Here is a 19,255-nt window from a genome sequence, read left to right on the forward strand (position 1 = left end):
ATGGACTTTTCTTTACATAATAATTTTAAATGATAAGTTATTTTAGTTTTCTTTACATTATATTTTTCGAGCTCACTGAGGTATTTTTGCCAACGGGTTATATTAAAACAAATATATCGATTATCCATTAAATATTACGGGATAATAAAACATTTTCCTTGTCTTTATCATTCTTATTTAGTTTCTGTAAAGCAATATCTAGCGGATTCTGAATTTCCATTAAATCTTTACGCTGTACATGTGTATAAATCATAGTGGTTTCTGGTTTTGCATGGCCTAATAGTGATTGTATATATCGTATGTCTACTCCATTCTCTAGTAAATGAGTAGCATAACTGTGTCTTAAGGTGTGTGGTGTAACTGTTTTTTTAATTCGTGCTTTTGCGCAACTTTTTCTTAAAAACTGACGTACACTTTCTGTGCTGTATTTCCCTCCCTTTTGTCCTTCAACAAAATATTTATTAGGTTTGTAAGAATAGTAATAATTAGATAATAAAGGCAAAAAACTATCAGCTAAACTTACATACCGGTCTTTTCGTCCTTTTCCGTTTTTTATAATGAGTTGTTTTCTTTCAATATGAAAATCTACCAACTCTAAATTTACTAATTCACTTATTCTCAATCCGCAAGAATAAATTAAAGCTAAAATTGCTCTGTGTTTTAAGTTTTGTGTACATCTAATAATTTCTAAAACTTCTTCTTGCGATAAAACATTAGGTAGTTTCCTTGACTTTTTAGGTCTTTCTAATACCAAGTCGTTAATTTGTGTCTGCGGATAAAAAATAATAAAAATCTTTAAAGCACTTATAAATTGTCTTTGTGAACTAACCGAGTAATCACGCTCTATAAATACTTTTTCAATAAAAAGCTCAACACTTCTATTGTTTAATTCGTCTAATGGGGTTTTGGTGTGAAAATTTACAAAATCAGCAACAAAGAACGTGTAGGTTTGTATAGTACTATCACTATATCTTTTGCCTTTTAAGTATAAGTAGAAATTATTTAGAAGCTTTTTCTGATCTTCCGTTAAATTTCTTTTAAATAGTTCTTTTTTTTGTAATTTACTAGAATCTACGGTGGCTATATCTTTAAAAGTCTTTAAAATTAAGGCTAAGTTTTCTTCGGTGTCTTTTACATACCAAGATTTTAAAGAACGACTCCAAGTAGCATCAGGTATTTTTCTCATCAAATTGATTAAAGAATTGTTATACTCGAATTTAACGAGTAATTGAGACTCGTTTTTGTGGTTTTTTTGTTCTAATAAAATTGTAGGTGTTTTTATCATAAAGCACTTCAATTTAATGAAAATTATATAAATAATCCGTTATTTGGTCAATTATATCTAATTCAACCTCTAGGATCGCCAGCAATACTCATTTTTTTAGACTGAATTACATTCATGCTACAAAATCCGTATCGATTGGTAATTTTACCATAACAACCATAAATGCCCATTCCGTTTATGGGGTACAAATGCACGACATTTGTAAAATGAACGGCATCAAAATAAATACCATCTGCATCAATAAAAGTACTTAATCGCATCAACTTTCCTTGTGATGTTTTATTGTATCTGGTAGTCACCAATTGTCCGTATAGCAAGACATTTTTATTCGAAAAATCAGCCATTTCTTTTGCTTTTATGTGCGGATGAAATGTTTCTGTAACCAATAAAAAATAGTTGTGTATAGTAAATCCCAAAAGCTCCATTTCATCATACACATTCTCTAACCAATGCGTGTTTAATTTCGGAATTTCAAAATTCTGATGTTGCAATCGAAACAACTGTTCTTGTTGCTGTTCTTTTTGTTTTTTTGTTGCATTTAGCTTAAAAGTGGCTTGCCATAACAATGCCGTTTTTGGCTTGTTTGTAAATCGGAAAGCATCAATTCTAATTAAAACTGTTAGTTGTTCTATGCTTATGGCAATTCGATCTATAAAATCATCCAAAGAAAGAAAAGGACCATATAATTGACGTTCAGTTAAAATTCGTTGGATTAATAAATGTTCTAAATTCTTTAGATATCCAAAACCCAAATAAATGGTTTTTCCTTTTACACTATTTGCATGATCGCTTTTATTGATACAAGGTAGTTCTACAATGGCTCCACACATTTTTGCTTCATGTATGTAATGTTCGGTGCTATAAAATCCGCCACCATTATTTAAAACAGCAACCATAAACTCAATAGGGTAGTAGCATTTTAAAAACAAACTTTGGTAACTTTCTACGGCATAAGAAGCCGAATGTCCTTTGGCAAATGCATAACCAGCAAAACTTTTAATTTGATTCCAAACTTCAAAAATCAATGGATCTTCATGTCCTTTTTTTCTACAATTGGAAATAAATTTATCTTCTACCGCTTTAAATTCTTCCACAGAACGGTATTTTCCGCTCATGCCTCTTCGTAAAACATCGGCTTCACCCAAGGTTAAATCTGCAAACTGATTGGCAACTTTCATCACATCTTCCTGATACACCATTACACCATACGTTTCGGGCATAATTTGCAATAAAATAGGATTTGCTTCTTTTCTTTTCTCCGGAAAACGGTGTCGTTTTATAAATTCGTCTTTCATTCCAGAACCAGAAACTCCTGGTCTAATAATAGAACTTGCGGCCACCAAACCTAAATAATCTTGCGTTTGTAATTTTTGCATCAATCCGCGCATGGCAGGAGATTCTACATAATACGCACCAATGGCGCCACCTGTTTTTAAGAGATTGTTAATGTTTTTATCAGTCTTAAAACTTTCTACATCGGTAATGTCAATTGGTGGATCATCCGGGTTATTTTCTTTGATAATTTCTAAAGCTTCTTTAATTTTAGCCAAACCTCGCTGCCCTAAAATATCGAACTTAAAAAGACCAACATCATCGGCAATATTCATATCAAACTGAACCGTTGCAAAACCTTTTGGAGGTAAATTAGTGGCAGAATAATAATGAATCGGTTTGTCTATAATTAAAATTCCTGCAGAATGTACACTCACATAATTAGGGAAGCCTTCTATGAGTTTTCCGTATTTTAAAACCAGTTTTGCAATATCGTCTAATTGATCGGGTACAATGCCTTTACTTAACTTGTCGATTTCTTCTTTTGGTAAGCCGAACACTTTGCCTAATTCTCGAATAACAGCCTTGTATTTAAAAGTAACATAGGTGGCCAACAAAGCTACATGCTCAAATCGATCAAAAATATACTGTGTCATTATATTTCTATCTTTCCAAGAAAAATCAATATCAAAATCGGGTGGAGAAGCTCTAAAAGGATTGATAAAACGCTCGAAATATAAATCTAATTCAACAGGATCTACATCTGTAATTCCAATAATATACGCCACAATACTATTGGCACCACTTCCTCTTCCTACATGAAAAAAGTTATTTTTTGTGGCAAAATGTACAATGTCGTAATTGATTAAAAAGAAGGAAACAAACTTCAATTCTATAATAACTTTCAATTCTTTTTCAAGTCGATCGTGTACTTTTTGTGTAACTTTTTTATATCTTTTGTTGATGTTTTCCTGGCAAAGCGATTGTAGCATTTGGCAATCTGCTTCAAAGCTATGGCAATAGGTTTGTAAGTTTTGGTTGCTTCTTTTATCATTAAAACCAAACTGAATAGTACATTGTTGCAAGAGTTTTTGCGTGTTTGCAATACATTTAGGGAATTCTTTAAAGTGTGCTTGCAATTCCTTTTCAGAGTGCATGATATCTGTAGTAAGGCATTGTTCTATGGTAGACAGTTTGCTTAATAAAGTGTTGTTATCTATGGCGCGCAATAATCGGTGGGCGTTAAAATCTTTTTTACTGCGGATGGTAACTTGTTGTTGAATGACTATTTTATCTTCAAACTTATTTACGTAAGAAAACCGGAGTTTATTAATTTCTGCAATAGAAATTCCAATAAATTCATTGTCTTTAAAATCTATGATATTTAATTCTAACACTTTTTCAAAAGGATATATAATAATGACATCATCTAAAAAAGTAGGTTTATCTGGAATGACTGTTTTCGATTCTAAAAAAGAAGATAAATAGTTGTTGATATTTTTAAAACCATTATTATTTTTAGCAAGTGCTACAAATTGTTGAGTATTTCCGTTTCTAAAATCGACACCAACCACAGGTTTTATATCAAATTTTTGAGCCTGTTGTACAAAATTCATACAAGCAGAAGTATTGTTAATGTCTGTAAGTGCCATTGTTTTTACATTATTTTCTACAGCAAGTTGCAACAGCTCCGTTTCAGAAAACGTGCCGTAACGCAAAGAATAATAAGTATGACAGTTTATATACATAGCTATAAATTATTGTTTTCTGTGTGCTAAAACCAATGGTGGTTCTCCGTTAAACGGATTGTTAAAACGACCGATAGATTTTGCGCCCATGGCAGTAGCTCTCATAATGCTTTTTTCTCCATATTTATTACGAACGGTGTCCATGGCATTGTATAAATCCAGCATTTGTTCTGTATCATCAAAGAGGTTTATCTGATAATTTCCACTTACAATATCAGATATTTTTACACCCACCAATCGTATTAATAATCTTCGTTGATATAGTTTTTTAAACAATTCTAAAACTGCAGGAATGATAATGTGATCTGCACTTGTATATGGAATTTTTATCTGTTTATTATACGTGTTAAAGTCTGAATATCTAATTTTTACACTAATAACACCTGCCAATTTATCTCCTTTTCTTAATTGATACGCTAAGTTTTCTGCCATCGCAAAAATGGTTTCCTTTAGTTTTATCATATCAATAGTGTCTTTTGTAAAAGTTCTTTCTGTGGATAAAGATTTGCGCTCGTGAAATGCAATAATTGGCGAATTATCTATACCGTTGGCACGTTTCCAAATGGTTTTTCCATTTTTCCCCAAAACGCTAATCATCATTTCTAAAGGCATTTCTTGTACCACCTTTACTTTATCTACTCCAAGGTTTCGTAAAATTTGATAGGTTTTATTACCTACGGATGGAATTTTTCTGATGGATAAAGGCGCTAGAAACGATTTTTCAAAACCTGCATCAATCAACAATTGGTTGTTGGGTTTTGCTTCGCCTGTAGCAACTTTAGACACTATTTTATTTTGCGACATTCCGAAAGAAATGGGCAATCCACTTTCTTTAATAATCCGCTGACGTAATTCTGAAGCATATTTATAACTTCCAAAAAAAGCATCCATTCCAGAAAGGTCTGCATAGAATTCATCAATACTCGCTTTTTCAAAAATGGGTACTTTTTCTTTGATGATTTCCGTAACAATATTGGAGTATTTAGAATAGATACTTGTGTCTCCTCTAATCACAATTGCTTCCGGACATAATTTTTGTGCAATCTTCATAGACATGCCAGAATGTACTCCAAATTTTCTTGTTTCATAACTACAGGCAGCCACAACTCCTCGGTCTCCAGTTCCACCAACCAACAACGGTTTCTTCTGCAATCGACTGTCAATCAGTCGTTCGCAAGAGACAAAAAAAGTGTCTAAATCGAGATGTAAAATATTTTTTTTCACAGTGTAAAATTAGCTACAAATCCATACATTTGTTGCTCAATATTGTAGCATTATGAATAATTTATCAAAAAACATCAAACATTTAAGAGGTTTAAAAGGGTTGACGCAAGAGTCTTTGGCGGAAGAATTGTTGGTAACAAGATCAAGAATAAGTTCTTATGAAGAGAATAGATCTTCACCAACCATCGATTTTTTGATCGATTTTTCGACCTATTTTAAGATTCCGATTGATATTATTATCAAAAATGATTTGACAAAAGCAAAAGATGTTTCTTTTATAGAAGTTGGAAATAAGCGTGTCTTGTTTCCAATTACGGTAGATAGTGATAATGAAAATTTGATTGAAGTGGTTTCTGCTAAAACATCTGCTGGTTATTTATTGGGTTATGATGATCCCGAATATATTGAACAACTTGAAAAAATAAAATTGCCGTTTTTACCAACAGGTAAACACAGAGCTTTTCCTATAAAAGGAGATTCTATGTTGCCCATGAAAGATGGTTCTTATGTGGTAGCAGAATTTGTAGAAGATATAAAAGAAGCAAAAAGTGGATTGTCTTACATTGTGGTTACAAAAGATGATGGAATGACGTATAAAAGATTAGAAAACTTTGTAGAAGAAAAGCAATCTTTTTTATTGAAGCCAGACAATACAACGTATCAATCTTATGAAGTGCCTGTTTCTGAAATCTTAGAATTATGGAAATTTACGTGTAGTATTAATACGCAAGAATATGAGGAACATGAATTGAAATTAAGTAGTATTATTCAGATGTTTAATGGGTTAGGAGTGGAGTTAGAGGCTTTAAAGAAGTCTTTAGTTTGATAAATTTGGGTCTAACTTAAATTCTGTTTTAAGTAGAAAATTTGCGATTGGAAATCAGAAATTAGTTTTTTATTTCTTAATGATGTTTTTAGTTAAAAAAGCATTAGGGGCAATTTCTTTTTTAGATACTTGATAAGTAGACATAGCAGGAAGTTTTTTTAGTTCTTTTGTGCGTAATTACTCCTCAAGAATATAATCATTCCTCATGTTGTATTTTACATTTTCCTTTATAAGAATATCTATAGGAAGGTAAATTTTAGGACTCGGTATTTTATTTTGAATTAGAAAATCTGCTAATAAACGTACAGCCTGATAACCTTGATCAAAGGGCTTTTGAGAGATTAAAAAAGAAACAGCGTCATTTAATAAACATTGGGTGTTTTGTGGAGTATTGTCAAAACCAATAAGTTCTATGTTTTTTAAATGAATAGACTCCATGCAATCAACCACAATATATATTCTACTCGATGGCACAAATATGCCTTTAATACCGGTATGTAGTTTTAAATAGTTGTTTATTTTTTCTTTTGTTTCTTGTGAGTTATTTAAATTTTCAATTTTTAAAGTTTGAATTTTGGATTCGATTTTATTCTTTATAAAATAATCATTAAAACCTTTAATTCTATTAGAAACTGCATTGTTTTTAGTAATGTTATGTCTTGATTGAATAATTAAAAATTCTGAAGATTGTGGAATATTAAAATGCATTAATTTCCCTGCAATATAACCAGCTGTATAAGAATCTTGACCAACATACGCCATGTTCTTAAAACCTTTAATATCAATATTTAAAAAAAGATATGGAATGTCAATTGCTTCTAATTGATCTACAATTTCTTGAGTCTCTTTAGAAAAATTAGGGACCATAATTACCGCGGTTGGCTTTGTTTCTAGTAACTCATTAAAAGTAGTTAGATAAGAAATAGGGTTGTATTGATTATAGGTAAAACTATTGACTTGCACGCCAAAACTCATAACATCAGTAGCAGCTTTTAAAATTCCTAAATAAGGCGATTTCCAAAACAGATCATCATCATTATATTCCGGAATTAGTACGGATATTTGATGCTTGTTTTTCATAGCAAGCGCACTAGCTACCGGGTTAACACTAAAATTATGTTGCTCAAGAATTTTTTTAACTTTAGCCGCTGTTTTCTTAGAAACGCCACTTCTGTTGTGTATTACTCTATCTACGGTTCCTTCAGAAACATTAGCTTCTTTTGCAATATCTTTTATTGTGATCATATTAAAAATTGATAAATGGCAAGTTAATAATTTATGTGTAAATAGAGAGAAAATAAGATTTTCAACTTAATTGAGTTGAAAATTAGTCAAAAATAAACAATTCTGTGCGCGCACACAAAATAAAATAACTATATTTGTGTGCGTACACGAAAATTGAATAATCATTTATTTTGGATGATGAATCGTTTAGATGTATGTTTTAATTTATCGAATGATATAAAATAAAAATAGAATTGAGCACTATATTTAATATTAAGGAAAAAGTAATCATAATCACAGGAGGTTATGGGGTTTTAGGTTCTAACATTGCAAAACATTTAGTAGCAGCGGGTGCTAAGGTGGCTATATTAGGAAGAGATAAAGAAAAGGCAGATAAATTTGCAAAAACATTATCGAGTTCAAATGCTTTAGGTTTTAAAGCAGATGTTTTAAATAAAGAAGCTTTAGAGAAAATTAAGGAAGAAATTATTAATGTTTGGGGTAAGATTGATGTTTTAATTAATGCTGCAGGCGGTAATATGGCAGGTGCTACAATTTCTCCAGGAGATTCTCTTTTTGATATCTCAATTCCAGATTTTAAGAAAGTAACCGATCTTAATTTAATGGGAACTGTAATACCTTCAATCGTTTTTGGGAAACACATGGCTGCGCAAGGCAATGGTTCTATTGTTAATGTAAGTTCTATGGCGGTACCGCAAGCCTTAACAAGGGTTGTTGGTTATTCTGCATCCAAAGCAGCAATGGAGAACTTTACCCGTTGGATGGCTGTAGATATGGCTTTAAAATTTGGAGATAAAATAAGAGTGAATGCTATTGCACCAGGTTTTTTTATTGCGGATCAAAATAGAAAATTGTTAACAAATGAAGATGGTTCTTTAACAGATAGGGGAAATACTATTGTACAAAATACACCAATGAAACGCTTTGGTGAAGCCGAAGAGTTAAATGGGGCTGTACATTTATTATGTAGTGAAGCTTCCAAATTTATTACAGGAACGGTTATTTCTATAGATGGTGGTTTCGGTGCTTTTAGTGGCGTTTAAAAAAAATAAAATGAGACAAAATTTAGAACAAACTTGGCGTTGGTACGGACCTAATGACCCAGTTTCTTTATCAGATATAAAACAATCGGGGGCAACAGGTGTGGTGTCTGCATTACATCATATTAAAAATGGAGAAATTTGGACGGTTGATGAAATCACCAAAAGAAAAGAAATTATTGAAAATGTTGGGTTAACATGGTCTGTAGTAGAATCTGTCCCAATTCACGAAAATATTAAAACGAAGTCTGGAGATTATCAATTGTATATTGATAATTATAAACAGACTTTATTGAATTTAGGGCAATGCGGAATTGATATTGTTTGTTATAATTTTATGCCAGTTTTAGACTGGACACGTACAAATTTAGATTACGAAGTTTCTGATAATTCTACTGCATTGCGTTTTGAGGCTGCAGCTTTTGCCGCTTTCGAGTTGTATTTATTAAAAAGACCTGGTGCAGAAAATGAATATTCTGATATGCAAAAACAAAAAGCAGCAGCATTTTTAAAGAATGCATCTGTAGAAGATCAAAAAAGATTGATCAGAAATATTATAGCAGGTTTACCTGGAGCAGAAGAAGGATATTCTTTAGAAGAATTCAATACTATTTTGGCAACCTATAAAAATGTGGGACCAAAGGAATTGAAAGCGAATTTATTTTCGTTTTTATCAGAAATTATTCCTGCGGCAGAACAAGCGGGAGTTTTAATGTGTATTCATCCAGATGATCCACCTTTTCCTATTTTAGGATTGCCAAGAGTGGTATCTACAGAACAAGATATTGTAGATATTTATGAGGCAGTTCCTTCTCATAATAACGGATTGACATTCTGTACAGGGTCTTTTGGAGTAAGAGCCGATAACGATTTAGCAGGAATGGTTGAGCGTTTAGGCGATAGAATTCACTTTATTCATTTACGTGCTACAAAAAGAGATGCCGAAGGAAATTTCCATGAAGCAGATCATTTAGAAGGAGATGTAGATATGTATGCAGTAATGAAAGCGTTGGTTTTAGAGCAACAAAAACGAATTACAGCTGGAAGAAAAGATTTAAGAATGCCTTTTAGACCAGATCATGGTCATAAAATGTTAGACGATTTAAAAAAGAAAACGAATCCTGGATATTCAGGAATAGGACGTTTGCGTGGTTTGGCAGAATTACGTGGCTTAGAAATAGGAATTAGACGATCATTATAAGTAACAAAATCAACCTGTAAGGTTTTAAAAAAATAAAAGTAAAAGATGGCAACAACTTTCGAAACAAGATACGCATCAAGTCCAAAGACAGTAAAAAAGTACGACACGCAAGAATTAAGAGATGAGTTTTTAATTCCTGATTTAATGGAAGCAGGAAAAGTAAAATTTACCTACACGCATTACGATCGTTATATTGTTGGAGGAGTAGTACCAACGAGTCCTTTAAAATTAGAAACCATAGATCCTTTAAAAGCAGATTTCTTTTTAGAAAGAAGAGAAATGGGCGTTATTAATGCAGGTGCCAGTGGTACTATTTCTGTGGATGGTGAAGTTTTTGAAATGAATCATAAAGACGCTTTGTACATTGGAAGAGGCGCAAAAGAAGTTGTTTTTAATAGTGATGATGCTAAAAATCCATCAAAATTTTATATTAATTCAGCTCCAGCTCATACATCTTATCCAACAAAAAAAGTAAGTAAAGCGGACGCAAATAAAGTAGAATTAGGAAGTTTAGAAACAGCAAATCACAGAACTGTAAACCAAATGATTATTGGTGGTATTGTAACAACCTGTCAATTACAAATGGGTATGACAGAGTTAAAAACAGGATCTGTTTGGAATACTATGCCAGCACACGTGCATGATAGAAGAATGGAAATTTATTATTATTTAGACATTCCTCAAGATCAGGCAGTTTGTCATTTTATGGGACAACCACAAGAAACGCGTCATATTTGGATGAACAATGATCAGGCTGTAATTTCTCCGCCTTGGTCTATTCATTCTGGATCTGGAACTTCGAATTATACTTTTATTTGGGGAATGGCAGGAGAGAATTTAGATTACAATGATATGGATGTGGCTAAAATAACAGATTTAAGATAAATTAAAACTCTATTCAATTAAAGTGAAAAAAATAGTATTTCTTTTTTTAACTCTTGCATTTTTTATTTCTTGTGATAAAGAAAAAGATGTCTTTAGTGAAACATTTGAGGTTAAAAATAATTTAAACCTCGATAGAGCATTTGAAACTGTAGAAATCGATATTTCTAAAATTCCACTAGAAGATTTTTTACTAGTAGATTTAAAAACAAAAGAGAGGATAATTACTCAATTAGTGGATACAGATTTAGATGGGCAAAACGATATCTTATTATTTCAACCGAAAATAAAAGCAAATTCATCAAAAAAATACTATTTAACATTTGCGGAAACAACAAAAGAATCCGCACCTGTTCATTGTTATTCTCGTTTTGTGCCAGAAAGAACAGATGACTATGCTTGGGAAAACAATAGAGTTGCTTTTAGGACCTATGGACCAGTTGCTCAAAAAATGATTGAAGATGGTGTAAAAGGAGGTACGTTATCAAGCGGAATAGATGGCTGGTTAAAACGTGTTGATTATCCAATTATCAACAAATGGTACAAAAAAACAACGGAAGGAAAAGGTTCTTATCACAAAGATACAGGTGAAGGTTTAGATAATTTTCATGTTGGAACAAGCAGAGGCGTTGGTGGAATTGCTGTAAAAGTAGATACATCTTTTTACTTTTCTAAAAATTTTACATCTTACAAAACCATTACAACCGGACCTATTAGAACGAGTTTTGTTTTAACGTATGCAAATTGGGATGCTAATGGAAAAGAAATTTCAGAAACAAAACACATTTCTTTAGATTACGGACAAAATTTATCGCGTTTCGAAATAGAATTAAAAGGAACAGACGTAGTTTCTGCAGGATTAACTTTACATAAAAAAAAGGGGATAACAGCTCAACATAAAAATTGGATTAGTTATTGGGAACCTTTAGATGATTCTGAATTAGGGCAAGGAATCGTAGCTACTGATGCTTATTTTATCAATTCAGAAAAATATCTTACCTCTAAAAAAGATGAAAGTAATTTATTTATGGATTTACGAGTAGTGAATAATAAAGTGGTGTATTATGCAGGTTTTGGATGGAAGAAAAGTAATCAGTTTAAAAACCAACAAGAATGGGAAAGTTATTTGAATGATTTTTCATTAAAAATTAAGAATCCATTAAAAATTGTATTAAAGTAAGTATTTATGAATACAACTAATTTTATTAAAGATGATTTTTTACTAGAGTCGGAAGTGGCTGAAACATTATATCATCAATATGCTAAAGATTTACCAATTATAGATTATCACAATCATTTATCACCAAAACAAATAGCAGAAAATTTACCAATCAAAAATATAACGAGCATTTGGTTAGATGGAGATCATTATAAGTGGAGAGGTATGAGAGCCAATGGTATTGATGAAGCTTTTATTACCGGATCTACAACATCTAATAAAGAAAAATTTATTAAGTGGGCAGAAACGGTTCCGCATACTTTAAGAAATCCTTTATTTCATTGGACGCATTTAGAACTGAAGCGTTATTTTAATATTGATGAAATTTTACAACCATCTACAGCTGAAGCTATTTATAAAAAAGCCAATGCTATTTTAGAACATAAAACGCCTGCAGATTTGTTAGCACAAATGAAGGTTGAGGTTATTTGTACTACAGATGATCCTACCGACAGTTTAGAATATCATCAGACAATTTCTAAAATGAATATCTATACAAAAGTGTTGCCTACATTTAGATCAGATGAACTGTTTTTTATAGGTGAAACAAAGTTTTTAGATTATTTAAAAAAATTAACGACAAGTTCAGGAATACAGATTAATTCTTTATCAGATTTTATAAAATCTATAGATAATAGAATTGCGCATTTTCATAAAATTGGGTGTAGAATATCTGACTTTGGTATTGGGGCAGCACTTGCTATTGTTGATTTTACAGATGATGAAATTGTACAGATTTTTGATAAAACACTGAAAGAAGAATCTCTTTCAATTTTAGAAATTAATAAATATAGATCTTTTTTATTCCTTTATTTAGGAAGAAAATATCACACATATAATTGGGTACAACAATACCATTTAGGACCGATTAGAAATAATAATACCAGATTAGTACAACAAATAGGATTAGATGCTGGTTGCGATTCTATAAGTGATTTTCCCATGGGAGAATTTATGGCTAAGTTATTTAATACCCTTGAATCTACCAGTCAATTAGCAAAAACGATTACTTACAATTTAAATCCTTCTCAAAATGAAGTGTTTGCTACAATGATGGGTAATTTTCAAAATGCTGATATTCCAGGTAAAATGCAATGGGGTTCTGGTTGGTGGTTTTTAGATCAAAAAGACGGTATGGAAAAACAATTAAATACCTTATCAAATATGGGGTTATTAAGTCGTTTTGTAGGAATGTTAACAGACAGCCGTAGCTTTTTATCTTTTCCAAGACACGAGTATTTTAGACGCATTTTGTGTAATCTAATTGCAGAAGATGTAAAAAAAGGATTGGTTCCTGATGACATAGCGTTTCTTGGTAAAATGATTCAAAACATTTGTTACCACAATGCGGTAAACTATTTCAATTTTAAAAACTAAAATAATTTATAATGATAAATAGACTGTTTTGTGCCATCTTCCTTTTAATCATTTTACAAGGATGTGATAAAAAAGACGATGTAAAGATGATGTATTTAGCACACACTTTACCTCAAACACACCCTGTACACAAAGGTATTTTAGAGTTTAAGAAAGCCTTAATAAAAAAGTCTGGAGGGAAAATGGATGTTAAGGTATTTCCTGATGGACAATTAGGTTCAGAAAGAGAAGTTTTAGAATTGTTACAAATAGGTAGTGTAGCTGTTACTAAAGTAAGTGCTGCTACGTTGTCTAATTTTGTTCCAGAATATCATGTACTAGGAATTCCATATTTGTTTAGAAACAAACAACATCAATTTGATGTTTTAGAAGGAGAGATAGGAAAATCAATTTTAGAAAAAGGAAGTAAATTTTGGTTGCGAGGTTTGTGTTATTATGATGCAGGAAGTAGAAGTTTTTACACTTCAAAGAAAGCAATTAGAACGCCAGACGATTTAAAAGGACTTAAAATTCGTGTAATGAATAACCAAATGGCTATAAATATGGTAAATAGTTTGGGAGGTTCTGCAACACCAATGTCTTTTGGAGAATTGTACACAGCAATACAGCAAGGTGTTGTGGATGGTGCTGAAAATAATCCACCTTCATTTGTTTCTTCTAATCATTATGAAGTTAGTAAATATTACACCTTAGATCAGCATTCTTCTGTACCAGATGTTTTATTAATTGGCACAAAATACTGGGATACTTTATCTGATAAAGAAAAAGTTTGGGTGCAAGAAGCTGCAGATGAATCTGCACAAGCAGAGAAAGTATTCTGGAATGATTCTGTAAAGGAATCTATGGAAATAGCAAAAAAAGCAGGAGTAGAAATTATTATTCCTGAAAAAGCATTGTTTCAAGAGAAGTCAAAATCTGTTTTAGAATCTTTTGAAAAAGAACACCCAGAAATGAGTGAGATTATTAACAAAATAAAAAATCAGTAGATATGAAATCAGCAGATATCCTTTTTAACAAAGTTTGTAAAATTATGGAAACAATATTGGTTTCTATATTTGGGTTATTGGTAATTGATGTATTACTACAAGTTTTTTCACGTTATATTTTAAATACTTCATTTACGTTTACAGAAGAACTAGCACGTTTTTCATTAATTTGGTTATCTATTTTAGGGGCCGCTTACCTTGGTGGTAAAAGAGAACATTTATCAATGGATTTCTTGTTTCAGAAATTCTCTCCTAAACTTCAAAAGAAAGTGCTGTTTTTTATAGAGATCTGTGTGTTTTTATTTGCATTAATAGTTATGGTAATAGGTGGTTTTAACCTTGTTTATACTACATTACATTTAGGGCAATTATCTGGAACATTAAGAATCCCTTTAGGATACATATACGCTATTTTACCTTTTAGTGGTTTGCTTATTATGTGTTTTTCAATATATCACATACGCAAAATTAGTACTAACAAAATAACCGAATAATTATGAGTATAGAAATAATAAGTATTATCGTTTTATTCTTAAGTTTTTTTATTTTACTAATGTTAAAAGTTCCTGTAGCCTATAGTATTGGTATTTCTACCACTATAAGTTTACTACTTAATATTGATAAATTACCAGGAATTACTACCATTGCTCAACGAATGACAACAGGTATTGATAGTTTTGCATTATTGGCTATTCCCTTTTTTGTGTTAGCCGGAGAAATTATGAAACGTGGTGGAATTGCTAACAGACTTATCAATTTTGCGAAGTCTCTAGTGGCGAGTTTACCGGGAGGATTAGCTTATGTAAATGTATTAGCATCGATGCTTTTTGGAGCGATCTCCGGATCTGCAATTGCAGCAACATCTGCTATTGGTAGTATTATGACAGATAGAATGGAAGAAGAAGGATACCCTAGAGAATTTAGTGCCTCTGTAAATATCACATCATCTACAACTGGGTTGTTAATTCCGCCAAGTAATATTTTAATCGTTTACGCTTTAGCAAGTGGAGGTACAGCATCTGTAGCCGCTTTATTTATTGCAGGTTATTTACCAGGTATTTTGTTAGGTCTTGCTATAATGGGGTATGTTGCTTATGTGGCAATAACCAGAAACTTCTCTAAAGGAGAACGCGTGCCACTTTCTTTAATTTTCACCTATTTTAGAAAAGCTTTTTTTAGTTTGTTATTATTGGTTATTGTGGTTGGTGGTATTGTTGCAGGGATATTTACGGCAACAGAAGCTTCTGCAATTGCTGTTTTATATGCAGGGGTTCTTGCTTTAATTTATGGCGATGTAAAGGTAAAAGACTTTTCTGCTATTTTATTAGCAAGTGCAAAAACTACTGCGGTAGTAATGTTTTTAATTTGTACCTCTATGGCAATGTCTTGGTTATTTTCTTTTGAAGGAATTCCAGAATTGATTAGTAACTTTTTATTAGAGTCTTTTAGTAATAAGATTGTTATCTTTTTATTGATCAATTTAGTATTATTAATTATTGGAACCTTCATGGATATGACTCCAGCCGTTCTAATCTTTACACCCATTTTTTTACCTGTAGTTACAGAATTAGGCATGCATCCAGTACATTTTGGTATCGTTCTAGTATTAAATTTATGTATTGGCTTGTGTACACCACCAGTGGGAACTATCCTCTTTGTTGGTAGCGGAATCGCTAAAGTTTCGGTTTCTCAAGTAATAAAACCCTTACTGCCATTCTTATTAATAATGGTAATTGTTTTACTTTTAATTACTTACATTCCGGAAATATCAATGTTTTTACCAAGGTTGTTTAACTTGTAAATAAACCAAGTTTTTGTAAAAAAAAAAGTTCAATCTATATTTAATATTTAGATTGAGCTTTTTTTTATTCATTATTTAGAGTTGTAATCAGGATAGTACAGGTTAGAATTTAATTTTTTTTTTGTAACTTTACATACCGGAACAGAACAGAATGAATAAAGAAGTAATCTCATTAACAATCAATCACCAAAGCGATATTCCAAAATATCAGCAATTAATAAATGCTATCAATGATGCTATTGGAGAAAATCTCTTAGAAAAAGGAGATGCTTTACCTTCTGTAAATAATATTTGTACTACCAATAAAGTTTCAAGAGATACTGTTTTTAAGGCGTATTCAATTTTAAAAGAAAACGGAGTTATAGAATCTGTGCCAAATAAGGGCTATTATGTTGCCAATGAAACTAAAAAAGTGCTTTTACTTTTAGATACTTTTAAGGCATACAAAGAGGTTTTATACCATTCATTTGTAAATAATTTGCCAAATAATATTATTACCGATGTTCAATTTCATCATTATAATATAGATAATTTTAAAACAATCTTAAACAATTCTAAAGGCAAGTATTATAAATACATTGTGATGACTTTTGATCATAAAGATGTACCTGCTGTTTTATCTGATATTGATGCTGATAAATTATTATTAATCGATTGGAGCATACATTCAAATCCTACAAATAATTATGTTTTTCAAAATTTTGGAGCATCTTTTTTTGAAGCTTTAAAAGATGCTGTTGAGGTGTTTAGAAAATATAAAGAACTCGTTTTTTTGTATCCTACCTATACGTATCACCCAAAAGAAACTATTGAATACTTTAAAAAATACTGTAATTTATTTAAATTTAATTATAGAATAATTACGGATCCAAAATCCTTTATCCTAGAAAAAAATGTGGCTTATATAAGTACAAGCGACAGAATGTTGGGTGTGTTTTTAGAACAATGTAGAGTAGAGAATTTTGAACCAGGAAGAGACGTTGGCTTTCTATCTTATAATGAAACGCCAACAAAAAAATTTATTTATAAAGGAATTTCTGTTATTTCAACAGATTTCAAAGAATTAGGAACCAAAGCGGCAGCGTTTGTATTAGAAGACAAACCAATGCAACATTATGTTCCAACAAAATTAACCTTAAGAGAATCATTATAATATGTATTACGTAGGATTAGACATTGGGAGTTCTTCCATAAAAGCAGCTTTAGTTGAAATAGCAACAGGTAAAAGTTTAGGCGTTGTGCAAGAACCAAAAGAGGAAATGGGCATGTTTGCTAAAAAGAATGGTTGGGCAGAACAAAAACCAAACGATTGGTGGCTGCATATCTGTAACGCCATTACTAAATTAAAAAAGGAGTATAATATTAGTAGAACCCAAATAAAAGGAATTGGTATTTCGTATCAAATGCACGGTTTGGTGTTGGTTGATAAGAATGGAGAACCACTTCGTAAATCTATTATTTGGTGCGATTCTAGAGCCGTAGAAATTGGAAACAATGCTTTTACAGAAATTGGAGAAGAAAAATGTGCTTCTCATTTATTAAATTCTCCAGCAAATTTTACAGCATCAAAATTAAAATGGGTCAAAGAAAATGAGCCAGATATTTATAGTCAGATTTATAAATTCATGCTACCTGGAGATTATGTGGCATATAAATTTTCAAACAAAATAAATACTACTATTTCAGGATTATCAGAAGGAATCTTTTGGGATTTTAAAAACGATACAATTGCAGATTTTCTTTTAGAAAATTATGGAATCGATAAATCTTTAGTACCAGATATTGTAGATACTTTTGGAGTACAGTCTTTAGTAGATGAAAAAGGGGAACAAGAAAGTGGTTTAGCTGCCGGAACACCTATTTACTACAGAGCAGGAGATCAACCAAACAACGCATTATCATTAAATGTTTTCAATCCAGGAGAAGTTGCTGCAACAGGAGGAACCTCTGGAGTTGTATATGCGGTTACAGATAGTTTATCAGCCAAAGAAAGTTCTAGAGTAAACAATTTTGCACACGTAAATTATCAAAAAGGAGCTGCAGCAAGAATTGGTAAATTATTATGTATCAATGGAGCCGGAATTCAATATAGATGGCTACTAAATAACTTGGCAGTTTCTTCTTATGAAGATATGAATACGTTAGCATCAGAAATTCCTGTAGGTTCAGATGGTGTTTGCTTAATTCCTTTTGGTAACGGAGCAGAACGTATGCTAAACAACAAAGAAATTGGGACTCGTATTGTAAACATGAACCTTAATAATCATCATAAAGGACACATGTGTAGAGCGGCATTAGAAGGTATTGCGTTCTCTTTTGTGTACGGAATGGAAATTATGAAATCAGATGGAATTGATCCAACTGTTATGAGAGCAGGAAACGATAATTTGTTTCGTTCAGAAATTTTTGCCAATACAGTGGCCACTCTAATAGAACAAGAAATAGAAATTTACAATACCACCGGAGCTATTGGAGCAGCGAGAGCAGCAGACTTACATAAAGGCGATTTTGAAGCTTTTGGAAAAGCAATTATGGACAATGATCACGTAATGACATTTATGCCTTTTAAAGACAAAAAACCTTATTTAGATGCCTATGAAAATTGGAAAAAAGAATTAGAACTCGTTTTAAATAAATAATAAAAAATGCTTTTGGCTTTTTGCCTTTAGCTCTAAATACAAACCGCCAAAAGCTAAAAGCGAATGGCAAAAATTAAAAATAATGGCAAGTAAAGAATATTTTAAAGGAATCAACAAAATTCAATTCGAAGGTAAAGAATCAGATAATCCGTTAGCATTTAAATACTACAACCCAGATCAGGTAGTTGCAGGAAAAACAATGCGTGAGCATTTTAAATTTGCTATTGCATACTGGCATACATTCTGCGGACAAGGTGGAGATCCTTTCGGACCAGGAACACAAAATTTTGCATGGGATCAAGCAGCAGACCCAATTCAAGCCGCAAAAGACAAAGCAGATGCCGCTTTTGAGTTTATCAACAAAATGGGTTTTGATTATTTCTGTTTTCATGATGCCGATTTAGTGCAAGAAGGAGCAACCTTTGCAGAATCAGAAAAAAGATTAGATACCATTACAGATTACATTAAAGGAAAAAAAGCAGAAAGTGGCGTAAAATTATTATGGGGAAC

Annotated in this window: 15 protein-coding genes and 1 pseudogene; 12 read left to right on the top strand and 4 right to left on the bottom strand. The window is 31.7% G+C overall.

Annotated elements, in window-relative coordinates:
- Positions 1-127: 127 nt before the first annotated feature.
- The 3 genes from xerA to dinB all read right to left on the bottom strand — a co-directional run bounded on the left by xerA (position 128) and on the right by dinB (position 5,529).
- A complete protein-coding gene (gene xerA, locus MPF19_RS18075) occupies positions 128-1,186 on the bottom strand; it encodes a site-specific tyrosine recombinase/integron integrase (RefSeq protein ID WP_249989703.1) in 1,059 nt (352 codons plus the stop codon).
- A 161-nt stretch (positions 1,187-1,347) separates the two neighbouring features.
- Complete coding sequence (locus MPF19_RS18080; RefSeq protein ID WP_249989704.1) at positions 1,348-4,305, bottom strand: DNA polymerase III subunit alpha; 2,958 nt, start codon at positions 4,303-4,305, stop codon at positions 1,348-1,350.
- Between the two features lie 9 nt (positions 4,306-4,314).
- Positions 4,315-5,529 (bottom strand): DNA polymerase IV, encoded by a 1,215-nt coding sequence (gene dinB, locus MPF19_RS18085; protein ID WP_249989705.1) that lies wholly within the window; start codon positions 5,527-5,529, stop codon positions 4,315-4,317.
- A gap of 52 nt (positions 5,530-5,581) precedes the next feature.
- On the opposite strand from dinB, the gene MPF19_RS18090 reads away from it, so the two are divergent.
- Positions 5,582-6,355 carry an XRE family transcriptional regulator gene (locus MPF19_RS18090; RefSeq protein WP_203395194.1) on the top strand — a complete coding sequence of 258 codons (774 nt, stop codon included), beginning with the start codon at positions 5,582-5,584 and terminating at the stop codon, positions 6,353-6,355.
- Positions 6,356-6,532: 177 nt separating this feature from the next.
- On the opposite strand, the gene MPF19_RS18095 is transcribed toward MPF19_RS18090, so the two are convergent.
- The gene (locus MPF19_RS18095) at positions 6,533-7,600 is read right to left on the bottom strand and encodes a substrate-binding domain-containing protein (protein ID WP_203395193.1); all 1,068 of its coding nucleotides are present in this window, start codon (positions 7,598-7,600) and stop codon (positions 6,533-6,535) included.
- Positions 7,601-7,833: 233 nt separating this feature from the next.
- Here MPF19_RS18095 and MPF19_RS18100 point away from each other — a divergent pair, with 233 nt between their 5' ends.
- From MPF19_RS18100 to MPF19_RS18150, 11 genes and pseudogenes are all read left to right on the top strand, one after another.
- Positions 7,834-8,643 (top strand): SDR family oxidoreductase, encoded by an 810-nt coding sequence (locus MPF19_RS18100; RefSeq protein WP_249989706.1) that lies wholly within the window; start codon positions 7,834-7,836, stop codon positions 8,641-8,643.
- 10 nt (positions 8,644-8,653) lie between these two features.
- The gene (uxuA, locus tag MPF19_RS18105; protein ID WP_249989707.1) at positions 8,654-9,841 is read left to right on the top strand and encodes a mannonate dehydratase; all 1,188 of its coding nucleotides are present in this window, start codon (positions 8,654-8,656) and stop codon (positions 9,839-9,841) included.
- A 45-nt stretch (positions 9,842-9,886) separates the two neighbouring features.
- Positions 9,887-10,726, top strand: coding sequence for a 5-dehydro-4-deoxy-D-glucuronate isomerase (kduI, locus tag MPF19_RS18110; RefSeq protein WP_203395190.1), 840 nt, complete (start codon positions 9,887-9,889; stop codon positions 10,724-10,726).
- A gap of 22 nt (positions 10,727-10,748) precedes the next feature.
- Entirely contained in the window at positions 10,749-11,903 is a 1,155-nt protein-coding gene (locus MPF19_RS18115; protein ID WP_249989708.1) for a BT3233 family polysaccharide utilization protein, read from the top strand.
- A 6-nt stretch (positions 11,904-11,909) separates the two neighbouring features.
- Positions 11,910-13,319: a glucuronate isomerase gene (gene uxaC, locus MPF19_RS18120; protein ID WP_249989709.1), complete on the top strand. Its 1,410-nt coding sequence runs from the start codon at positions 11,910-11,912 to the stop codon at positions 13,317-13,319.
- 11 nt (positions 13,320-13,330) lie between these two features.
- On the top strand, positions 13,331-14,305 hold the full coding sequence (locus tag MPF19_RS18125; RefSeq protein WP_249989710.1) for a TRAP transporter substrate-binding protein: 975 nt from the start codon (positions 13,331-13,333) through the stop codon (positions 14,303-14,305).
- A 2-nt stretch (positions 14,306-14,307) separates the two neighbouring features.
- Complete coding sequence (locus tag MPF19_RS18130) at positions 14,308-14,799, top strand: TRAP transporter small permease (protein WP_203395188.1); 492 nt, start codon at positions 14,308-14,310, stop codon at positions 14,797-14,799.
- A gap of 2 nt (positions 14,800-14,801) precedes the next feature.
- Positions 14,802-16,106, top strand: a complete 1,305-nt coding sequence (locus MPF19_RS18135) for a TRAP transporter large permease (RefSeq protein ID WP_203395187.1) — start codon at positions 14,802-14,804, stop codon at positions 16,104-16,106.
- 151 nt (positions 16,107-16,257) lie between these two features.
- Positions 16,258-17,259 (top strand): GntR family transcriptional regulator, encoded by a 1,002-nt coding sequence (locus tag MPF19_RS18140; RefSeq protein WP_249989711.1) that lies wholly within the window; start codon positions 16,258-16,260, stop codon positions 17,257-17,259.
- 1 nt (position 17,260) lies between these two features.
- Entirely contained in the window at positions 17,261-18,745 is a 1,485-nt protein-coding gene (locus tag MPF19_RS18145) for a xylulokinase (protein WP_249989712.1), read from the top strand.
- Between the two features lie 82 nt (positions 18,746-18,827).
- Positions 18,828-19,255: pseudogene (locus tag MPF19_RS18150) on the top strand (xylose isomerase); the annotation flags it as partial.

It is taken from the genome of Polaribacter sp. Z014 (assembly GCF_023555435.1).
Taxonomy (GTDB): domain Bacteria; phylum Bacteroidota; class Bacteroidia; order Flavobacteriales; family Flavobacteriaceae; genus Polaribacter.